This is a genomic window from Mycobacterium sp. (assembly GCF_049280035.1).
Classification (GTDB): Bacteria; Actinomycetota; Actinomycetes; order Mycobacteriales; family Mycobacteriaceae; genus Mycobacterium.
Map to the genome: position 1 here is coordinate 1 of NZ_JBAPPI010000695.1, position 9,497 is coordinate 9,497.

Sequence of the window (9,497 nt, forward strand, 5' to 3'; positions counted from 1 at the left end):
CTTCACTGATGTGTGGATCGGGGAGTTCCAACGCTAGAACCTGGCCCCAGGGGCGAGGGCAATACTGGGATGCGAGGAGGTGCGAGATTATGTCGGCATCCGAACTGACGATCGGGCAAGCCGCCGCGGCTGCCGGGCTCACCCGCAAAGCGATACGAGTCTATGAGACCAAGGGCCTGCTGGAACCTGCCGATCGAAGCCCAACAGGCTATCGGCTCTACGATCAGCGCCACGTCGAGCTGTTGACGTTCATCCGGCGCGCCCGCACCCTCGGCCTGCATTTGGACGATATCCGCAAAGTCCTCGACATCCGCAGTGGTGGTATCCCGCCGTGTGCCGCCGTCCGTGAGGTGCTCGATGAACGAATCGCCGATATCGACGCCACGGTCGAGGAATTGCTCAGCCTGCGCCGGTCCCTGGTAGGCACGCGCCGCCGAGCCGACAACTGCTGCACCGACGACAAACCCGCCACCATCTGCAGCGCCATCGAGGAGGGCTCCGAGTAGACACTTAACGTCCGACAAGTGCCCCGATCGGTCCGTTCCAACATGCATGAGATCACCAGGTCTGCGATACAAGCTGCTGCGCTCGGCGTCCAGGGCGGACCTTGAGTGTGCCGTCAATTGCGAGAGCTGGCAGCCGCCAGCGAATTCAGTGGCGATCGCAGGCGTTGTGGCAGGGTGTCTATGTCCCAGTCGCCGCGCTCAAGCCAGGCCCGCACAGCTTCTGCATCCGCAGGGTTAGTGATGGGACCGACCCATCGCGGTGGGCCGACGGGTGATCGGTCTGTGGAGCAGGGCTGCAGCAGCACCATGGTGCCCGACCCGTCGGTGCGCGCCGCGCAGGTGAGCTTCCCTAGGAGGCACGGCGCGGAGACCAGCATGCCGTGCTGGCAGCGTCGGATGCTCTCACGAAGTTCCTGCAGGACGGATAGCCCGGGCTCGGCCGCGCAGCAGGAGCAGACGATGACAGTGAAGGCGCGGTCGGTGGCGCGGCGCCAGGATGTCACCGCGCTGCCTTCGGGGAGGGCAGTAGTGCCATGTCGCGCGCATTTTTGATCGCGGTCGCAACTTGGCGCTGCTGGCGGACCGTGAGACCGGTGCCTCGACGGGAACGGATCTTCCCACGCTCGGAGATGAACACTCGCAAGGTGGCGGTGTCTTTGTAGTCCACCGCGCTGATGCCCAGGCCGGTGAGCAGATTCTTTCTCGGAGACGTGGTTTCTACCCGGGCCGGACGGCGGCCCCGCGCAGCTTTTTTGGCCATCACCAGCTGGCTTTCCGCACGCCGGGCAGTTGCCCCGCGTGAGCGAGCTGCCGCACCCGCACACGTGACAACCCAAACTTGCGCAGATGACCGCGGGGCCGCCCGTCGACCGCGTCGCGGTTGCGCAGCCGAACCGCGCTGGCGTCGCGGGGCTGGCGGGCCAGCGCGCTTTGGGCCGCCTGTCGTTGCTCGGCGGTACTCGCCGGCGCGCGGATGATCGCCTTGAGCTCGGCGCGCCGCTCGGCGTAGCGCGCCACGACCGCGCGGCGTTGCTGGTTGCGGGCGATCTTGGATTTCTTGGCCATCAGCGCTCCTCGCGAAACTCGACGTGGCGGCGGACCACCGGGTCGTACTTGCGTAGCCGCAGCCGGTCAGGGTCGTTGCGCCGGTTCTTGCGCGTGACGTAGGTGTAGCCGGTACCCGCCGCGGAGCGCAGTTTGACGATGGGCCGGATCTCGTTGCGCGGCATCAGGTCCGCTGTCCGTCACGGCGTAGTCGCGCCACGACCGCCTCGATGCCGTCGCGGTCGATGACCTTGATGCCTTTGGCGCTCACCCGCAGCTTCACCCGTCGGCCCTCCGATGGCAGAAAGTAGGTCTTGGTCTGGATATTGGGGGACCACCGGCGTCGGCTGCGGCGGTGTGAATGCGAAACCGTGTTACCGAAACCGACTGTGCGGCCGGTGACTTGACAGCGTGCCGACATGGGCACTCTCCTCAGCAGTGGAAGTCTTGATGAAAATCATTTTCGACAAGCGGCGATCGCCACTGTAGCGTGTCGAAAGCGTAGATGAAAATCGTTTTCAATAGGGGATGGTGATGAGGACTCCCGTGGTTCTCGTGGCCGGTCAGGGTGACACCGACTCGGTGACCGGTACGTTGATGCAGCGGCCGGGCACGGTGGTCGTCGAGCACCGGTTCGACGGGCATGTGGTGCGGCGGACGACCGCGATGCTGCGGCGCGACGAGTTGACCGTGGCGGAGGCCGTCCTGGAGCTGGCGCACGGCTGCGTGGCCTGCACCATTCGCAACGACCTGCTGGTCTATTTACGCGTGTTGCATCGGCGAAGCGATGTCCAGCGCATCGTTGTGCACTTGGCGCCGTGGCTGGAACCCGAGCCGATCTGCTTGGCTATCAACCATGTTCGAGTGCGCATCGGCCCCGGCTACGTCGACGGCCCTGCCGCCCGCGATGTGGCCATCGCCGGTGTCATCACCTGCGTGGATGCCGGCGAATGGTTGACCCACGCGCTCTGCGACGATGAGCTGGCCGACGGGCGCACCGCCGCCCAGGTCGTGGTCGGCCAGGCCGAGTTCGGCGACGTCATCATGCTCAGTTATCCAGAGGCGGTCACGCTCGCGGTGCTGCGCCGGCTCGCACCCCGCTCCCGCATCACGGTTGGCACCGAGCGCATCGAACTGGCGCTTGCCAACCTGGATGACGAGTCGCGGCGTGGCCGCAGTGATGACCCGCACGGCCCGCTGCTCGCTGGCGCGCCACCACTGAATCCCGACGGCTCGGTCGCGATGGTCGAGTTCAACGCCCGCCGGCCGTTTCACCCGCAACGCCTGCATGATGCAATCGACCACCTGCTCGACGGAGTGATCCGCAGCCGCGGCCGGTTGTGGCTGGCCAACCGCTCCGACCAGGCGATGTGGCTGGAGTCCGCCGGCGGCGGACTGCGGGTGTCCAGCGCCGGCAAGTGGATGGCCGCGATGAGCGCGTCCGAGGCCGCCTACATCGATCCGGAGCGGCGTGCCTTTGCCAACCTGATGTGGGACGACGACTTCGGCGACCGGCACACCTCGATGACGGTCCTGGTGTGTGGCACCCATCCCGGCGAGATCCTCGACGCCTTGCGCGGCGCCCTGCTAACCGACGATGAAGCTGCTGAACCGGCGACCTGGGTGCACTACGACGACCCGTTCGGCGATTGGCACGAGGATCCTTGCAACGACGCCGCGCCCATCGTCACCGACGCAACGCCGGCGCACGGCAACGACGAGGCGTCATGAAACCTGGCATTCATCCCGATTACCATCCGGTCGTCTTCCAAGACGCGACCACCGGAAAGTTGTTTCTCACCCGCTCGACGATCACCAGCTCACGCGTTGTCGACTGGCCGACGCCCGATGGTGTCCGGACTTATCCCCTGGTGGTCGTCGAGGTCTCGTCGGACTCGCACCCCTTCTGGACCGGCGGGCGTCGGATCGTCGACACCGCAGGCCAGGTCGAAAAGTTCTACCGTCGCTACGGGCTGCGTCGATCCTCGGCGACCGGCCCGGAAGCGGCCGATGGTGGGGCCTCTTAGGCGTAGGCGTGGCTTCAAAAGAGACGGGCTTATTGGGACCGATTATCGTTTGCATCATGACCTGTTGCGGCCGCCGCGTTCAGCTCACCGCGGCGGTGGTCTTGGCGTTGACTTGGGGTCTGGTCGCCTGCGGCTCAGACCGGAGCAGTCAATCGAGATCGACCACGAGCGCTGGTGCGGTGGCAGCGCCCGCTACCAGCAGCGCGCCCCCACCGTGCCCGGGTGCACCAGTCGATGTGGCGGTCAGCGTCGATCAGTGGGGAGACATCGTCTCTCAGCTCGGCGGCGCATGCGCTCAGGTGAAGACGGTACTGGTCAGTTCCTCGGTGGACCCGCACGACTACGAACCGTCACCACGCGACGCCGCGACGTTTTCCGGGGCGAGACTGATCGTGATCAATGGCGCGGGTTATGACCCCTGGGCGTTAAAACTGGCCGCTATTTCTGCGCCCGTGGCACCGGTCGTCAGCGCAGCCGACGTGACGAAAACCCCTGATGGGGCTAACCCGCACCTTTGGTATCGCCCGTCGGCGGTCACCGCCGTCGCCGACGCCGTCACTGCCGAGCTCAGCAAGATCGACCCCCAGACGCGGGCCTACTTCACCGACCGGCGTTCGGCGTTCAGCACAACGCTGCAGCCCTACACCCGCCTGATCGACACCATCAAGGTGCACGCCGCAGGCAAGCCCTACGCCGCCACAGAGGGAATCTTCAACTACATGGCCGACGCCCTGGGCCTAGTCAACAAAACCCCGCAGGGCTACCAACGGGCCGCGGCCAGCGAATCCGATCCATCTCCAGCTGACATTCAAGCGGTCCTTTACGCGCTGGCCAGCCATCAAATCGATGTGCTGATCTACAACCCGCAGACCGAGGGCTCAATACCCGACCAGATCCGCGCCGCCGCCGAGCAATCCAATGTCCCGGTGGTAACCGCTACGGAAACCGTTCCACAAGACCAGACGACATTTGCGGGCTGGCAGGACACCCAACTCACTAAGTTGGCGAAGGCGCTTGGTGTCGCCGTCTGAGGTTCACGCCCAACGCACCGCGCTGCAGTTCAGTGATGTCAGCGCGGTGCGTGGCGGGCGTCTGATCTGGACGCAGGCCACGTTCGAGGTGCCCGCCGGCGGCATTGTTGCGGTCATCGGGGCCAACGCGTCAGGCAAGACCACGCTGCTGCACATGATTCTCGGCTTGGTTCCCGTTGCGTCGGGACAGTTGCGAGTCTTCGGCCGGCGACCCGGCGCAGGCAACTGCATCGGGTACGTCCCTCAGGACTACGCGGCCAGCGCTGGAGAAGCGGTCCGCGCTACCGACGCCGTACTGCTGGGCTTGACCGGTCATCATTGGGCGTTGAGGCGCATCACCGCGGCGCAACGACGCCAGGTTCGGCAGACCTTGGAAGCCGTCGGGGCTGGCGGCTTCGCTAACAAGCGACTGGCCACACTGTCGGGCGGGCAACGGCAGCGTGTGGCTATCGCCGAGGCGCTGGTGGCCTCGCCGCGCATGCTGATCCTCGACGAGCCGCTGGCTTCGCTGGACCTGCGCAGCCAGCGCGAGATGGTTCTCCTGCTGGCCCGGTTGCACGGCGAACTGGGCATGACGATCCTCGTCGTTGCCCATGACCTCAATCCGCTGCTGCCCATCCTGGACAGCGCGATCTATCTGCTCGACGAGCACGCTCATCACGCGCCGATTGCCGAGGTGGTCGATGACGTGTTGTTGACTGATCTGTACGGCACACCCATCCGGGTCACGCACGCGCCGCACGGTGAGTTGTTTCTGAGGAGCGCTCTGTGACAACAACTTTCGTGGCAATGCCGGTAGGCTACCAGAGCGACTGGTGGCCGATCCTTGGGTCTGCGTTCATGCGCCACGCGCTCGTCGGCGGGACGATCGTGGCGCTGGCGGCGGGCCTGCTCGGATATTTCATCGTCGTGCGGCAAACCGCCTTTGCGGCGCATGCCTCCGCGCATATAGGGCTGCCTGGAGCCACCGGTGCTGTTCTGCTGGGCCTGCCCCCAGCGTTGGGGCTCGGTGTGTTTTGCGTCGGCGGGGCCGTCGTCATCGGTTTACTCGGCGCGCGTGCCGCCGAGCGCGACGTCGCCACCGGAACCACGTTGGCCTTCGCCACCGGACTCGGCCTTTTCTTCAACTCGCTGGCAAGCAAAAACTCCAGCACGATGACCAACATATTGTTCGGCAACCTGCTTGCCATCTCTGCCGACCAACTCCTCATCTTCGCGGCGCTGCTGTTGCTGCTTGCGGTAAGTGTCGGCATGGCCTACCGGCCGTTGTTATACAGCTCCATCAATGCCGCTGTCGCCGAAGCCAAAGGCGTCCCCGTGCGTTTCCTGTCGGTCTTGTTCATGGTGCTACTCGGGGTGGCGGTGACGATGGCCGTGCAAGCCGTGGGCACGCTGTTGCTATTCGCGCTTCTCGTCGCACCTGCGGCGACGGCCATCATGCTCACGCCGCGGCCGGCTGTTGCGATGGCTATGGCCACCGCCATCAGCGTGACCTCGGTGTGGATCGGACTGGCCGGATCGGCGATGTTCAACTTCCCGCCCAGCTTCCCTATTGTCACCATTGCCTGCGGAATCTGGTTGATGGTCTGGCTGACCGATCGTCGTGTCCGCGTCACTGCCGCAGCGCTCGACCAACCGGTCCCACCCGACCGCGCCCGGACAGTAGAAAGGCCGCCGATGGCGCCTGGCGCCCCAACATTGACCAGCCCGGTCAGTAAGGGATCGCGGTCCGGTGACTGAACCTCACGCGACGAACCGGCGGCGCGCCAAAGCCAAACAGCGCGTCGGCATCTGCCCTCGATACCGAGCACCGCGCCCCTGACCGGCAATGGCGCACTCGCATTCGCATTTCCGCGTGAGCGGTTCTGGTTCGGCAACTCCGCTCGGTCGAATCGCGGTTCGCGTTGTAGTAGGTCTGCTCGCCGCGTTCGGCGTCGCCGTCGTTGCCGGCGCGGTAATGCTTTGGCCGAGCCAGCAAAAGATCGACGTCCCGCTGCCGTTCCAAAACGCCGCGGGCGGCGCCGTAATGACAGCCGCGGGACGGGTGCTGTCCAGCGGACCGGGCTACTGCGGTAGCCCGTCGGCCGGAAAGGTCCTCACTGCGGCCCCGGCTGCGGCCCCGCCCGGCGGTGCGCGGTGCACCCAGGCGCTGATCGCGATTGGCTCGGGACCCAACACCGGGGCAGCCACGTTGCTCGAGTTCGGCGCGGGACCGGGTCAGCCGACACTGGCGGCCGGCGAGCAGGTTCGACTCATCCGGCAGGTCGATGAGCAGGGTGTGACCAGCTACGCGTTCTACGACTACGAGCGAACGTGGTCGCTTATCTGGATCGCAGCGCTGTTCGCGGTGGTGATCGCAGCGGTGGCGCGCTGGCGTGGACTGCTCGCGTTGGTCGGCATCATCGTCGCGTTCTTGGTGCTGGTGGTTTTCCTGCTGCCGGCGCTTCGCGACGGCGCGCCGGCGGTGCCGGTGGCGCTGGTCGCATCGGCCGCGATCCTGTTCGCCGTGATCTATCTGGCGCACGGGGTCAGCCTTCGCACCAGCGCCGCGTTGCTCGGGACGCTGGCCTCGCTGCTGCTGGCGGCGCTGCTGTCCTGGGCGGCGATTGGGTTGGCACATCTCACCGGCCTGTCCGAAGAGCAGAACAACGACGTCGCCGCGTACCTGGGCCGGGTGTCCATCACCGGCCTGCTGCTTGCTGGGTTCATCATCGGTTCGCTCGGTGTGCTCAACGACGTCACCGTCACGCAGGCCTCGACGGTCTTCGAGCTGGCGAACCTGGGCGAAAGTCGTTCTCGTCGTGCGATTTTCGTCGGCGCCATGCGGGTGGGCCGCGACCACATCGCCAGCACCGTCTACACGCTGGTGCTCGCCTACGCAGGCAGCGCGCTGCCGCTGCTGTTGTTGTTTTCCGTGGCGAACCGCTCGCTGGGTGATGTGCTGACGAGCGAGAGCGTGGCGATCGAAATCGTGCGCTCGGCGGTCGGCGGCATAGCGCTGGCGCTATCGGTGCCGCTGACTACGGCGATCGCCACGGTGCTGGCAACGCCCGGTGTTGCTGGCTCTCCTAGAGGCGCAACGCATCGTCAGGAGCCGCCGCGGCCGGAGTCCGGTTTCCGCCCGGCCTAGTCGGGCCGGAGCCTGCCACGATATGTGTCGGGGCCTGACGGATTGTGATAGCGAGAGATCTTCTCACACAACGTAAATGGTCCTGCGAATAGCATAGTCAGTGGGTTGAGCGCCACAGCCACGTCCGAGCCGACGCGCTCGACAGCAAGGCTGCCGACCACCCGTTGGAGAGCCGACTACTTCGGCCGGACCGGCCACGCCGGTGCGGCAGACGGTCAGTTTGCCCGCGAGTAGAACCCGCGTTCCGAAATCTCGACAAGTTAGCTTAGGCAATGCTAACCTTCACCGGATCAATCTTGCACCGCACGAGGGGACGGCATAGGCGTGGGAAACTGCGGCAGCAGGGTGCTTGCGGCTCGGGTCGGGCTGACCGATTTCGGCATCAGTAGTGCGATGGGGGATGCCCCGGCGGCAGTCTCGCATCTGATCGTCGGCGGCGGGCAATGACCGCGCCCGTCTGGATGGCGTCACCGCCGGAGGTGCATTCGGCGTTGTTGAGCAGCGGTCCGGGGCCGGGGTCGTTGCTGGCGGCTGCGGGCGCGTGGAACTCGTTGGGTGTTGAATACGCCTCGGCAGCAGAGGAACTCAGCACCGTATTGGCGGCGGTGCAGGCCGGTGCTTGGCAGGGGCCGAGCGCGGAGTCGTATGCGGCCGCGCATGGGCCGTATCTGGCGTGGCTGATACAGGCCAGCGCGAAGAGCGTGGCAGCCGCCGCCCAGCACGAGACCGTCGCCGCGGCCTACACTGCCGCGTTGGCCGCGATGCCAACGCTGCCGGAGCTGGCCGCCAATCACATGGTTCACGGGGTGTTGCTGGCGACGAATTTCTTTGGTATCAACACGATTCCGATCGCGCTCAACGAGGCCGACTATGTGCGGATGTGGGTTCAGGCCGCCACCACGATGGCGACCTACCAAGCGGTCTCGGGCGCCGCGGTGACGTCGACGCCGCAAACCCAGCCGGCGCCGGCAGTAGTCAACCCGGCGTCGGCCTACGGCAATGCCTGGGCCACTGCCATCCAGGCCGTTGAGCAGCTCATCCACGACGCGTCCACGCTCAACCTTTCCGACTTGCAGTCGTCGTTACTCAACTTGATTCAAAACTTCAACGTCGCAGCCTTCTTGCAGAATCCGGTGGGATATATCCAGCAGATCGTCGAGTCGTTGGTGAACAACTTCCCCCTGCTGTCGGATCTTTACTACGGCTTCGGGGGCGACCACCTCTTTGAATTGCTGGAGGATCCGGTAGGGTTCGTGGAGCGCGTCATCAATAACTTTCTGACGAATCCGTTGGGGATACTGAGTAATCCGTTTCTACTGGTCCTCAGCCCCGACGATTATCCATCTATCTTTTATCCGCTAATTCAGCCGTTGATCGCTCCCGCTCTCGCGATCGCCCCCGTCGGGGCTTTGGGCGGCTTCGCGGGGCTGGCTGAGTTGGCTGGCCTGCCTCAACCCGTGGTGGCACCGGTGGTAGCTGTGCCCAGCATGGTGCCGGTCGCAGAAATGCCCCCGGCTATGGTCGCATCGATTGGGGCTCCTGCGATGGCTCCGGCACCTGCCGCGACCCCCGCCTCGGCACCGGCCGCTCCGGCGGTAAGCACCACGGCCACTTTCGCTCCGGCGCCGGCGCCGCCAGCAGCGGTGGGCGCTGGTTTTGTTCCCCCCTACGCGGTGGGGCCACCCGGCATCGGGTTCGATTCACGCATGAGCACTAGTGCCAGCTCCAGCGCCAAAAGAAAGGCGCCACAGCCTGATAC

12 protein-coding genes are annotated in these 9,497 nt (G+C 65.6%); 8 read left to right on the plus strand and 4 right to left on the minus strand.

Features of this window, described 5'->3' with window-relative positions; all coding sequences use genetic code 11:
- Positions 1-89 precede the first annotated feature (89 nt).
- Positions 90-506, plus strand: a complete 417-nt coding sequence (locus tag WAN71_RS22290; protein WP_422227412.1) for a MerR family transcriptional regulator — start codon at positions 90-92, stop codon at positions 504-506.
- A gap of 499 nt (positions 507-1,005) precedes the next feature.
- Here WAN71_RS22290 and rpsR read toward each other — a convergent pair whose 3' ends face one another.
- From rpsR to rpmB, 4 genes are read right to left on the minus strand one after another with little or no spacing between them, the layout of a single operon-like run.
- Positions 1,006-1,266, minus strand: a complete 261-nt coding sequence (gene rpsR, locus WAN71_RS22295; RefSeq protein WP_422227413.1) for a 30S ribosomal protein S18 — start codon at positions 1,264-1,266, stop codon at positions 1,006-1,008.
- Positions 1,266-1,571, minus strand: a complete 306-nt coding sequence (gene rpsN / locus WAN71_RS22300; protein ID WP_422227414.1) for a 30S ribosomal protein S14 — start codon at positions 1,569-1,571, stop codon at positions 1,266-1,268. Before rpsN ends, rpsR begins: the two co-directional genes overlap by 1 nt.
- Entirely contained in the window at positions 1,571-1,735 is a 165-nt protein-coding gene (gene rpmG, locus WAN71_RS22305; protein WP_422227415.1) for a 50S ribosomal protein L33, read from the minus strand. The genes rpsN and rpmG overlap by 1 nt, the downstream gene beginning before the upstream one ends.
- Positions 1,735-1,971, minus strand: a complete 237-nt coding sequence (gene rpmB / locus WAN71_RS22310) for a 50S ribosomal protein L28 (protein WP_422227416.1) — start codon at positions 1,969-1,971, stop codon at positions 1,735-1,737. The genes rpmG and rpmB overlap by 1 nt, the downstream gene beginning before the upstream one ends.
- A 113-nt stretch (positions 1,972-2,084) precedes the next feature.
- On the opposite strand from rpmB, the gene mrf reads away from it, so the two are divergent.
- The 7 genes from mrf to WAN71_RS22345 form a co-directional block, all read left to right on the plus strand.
- Positions 2,085-3,281 carry a ribosome hibernation factor-recruiting GTPase MRF gene (gene mrf / locus WAN71_RS22315; protein ID WP_422227417.1) on the plus strand — a complete coding sequence of 399 codons (1,197 nt, stop codon included), beginning with the start codon at positions 2,085-2,087 and terminating at the stop codon, positions 3,279-3,281.
- Positions 3,278-3,577, plus strand: a complete 300-nt coding sequence (locus tag WAN71_RS22320; protein WP_422227418.1) for a type B 50S ribosomal protein L31 — start codon at positions 3,278-3,280, stop codon at positions 3,575-3,577. Before mrf ends, WAN71_RS22320 begins: the two co-directional genes overlap by 4 nt.
- Before the next feature lie 56 nt (positions 3,578-3,633).
- Positions 3,634-4,608 (plus strand): metal ABC transporter solute-binding protein, Zn/Mn family, encoded by a 975-nt coding sequence (locus WAN71_RS22325; RefSeq protein ID WP_422227419.1) that lies wholly within the window; start codon positions 3,634-3,636, stop codon positions 4,606-4,608.
- Positions 4,595-5,380 carry a metal ABC transporter ATP-binding protein gene (locus WAN71_RS22330; protein ID WP_422227420.1) on the plus strand — a complete coding sequence of 262 codons (786 nt, stop codon included), beginning with the start codon at positions 4,595-4,597 and terminating at the stop codon, positions 5,378-5,380. Before WAN71_RS22325 ends, WAN71_RS22330 begins: the two co-directional genes overlap by 14 nt.
- Positions 5,377-6,348: a metal ABC transporter permease gene (locus WAN71_RS22335; RefSeq protein ID WP_422227421.1), complete on the plus strand. Its 972-nt coding sequence runs from the start codon at positions 5,377-5,379 to the stop codon at positions 6,346-6,348. The genes WAN71_RS22330 and WAN71_RS22335 overlap by 4 nt, the downstream gene beginning before the upstream one ends.
- An 88-nt stretch (positions 6,349-6,436) precedes the next feature.
- Complete coding sequence (locus WAN71_RS22340; RefSeq protein ID WP_422227422.1) at positions 6,437-7,738, plus strand: YibE/F family protein; 1,302 nt, start codon at positions 6,437-6,439, stop codon at positions 7,736-7,738.
- 443 nt (positions 7,739-8,181) lie between these two features.
- A partial coding sequence (locus WAN71_RS22345; protein WP_422227423.1) for a PPE family protein occupies positions 8,182-9,497 on the plus strand: 1,316 nt, incomplete at its 3' end.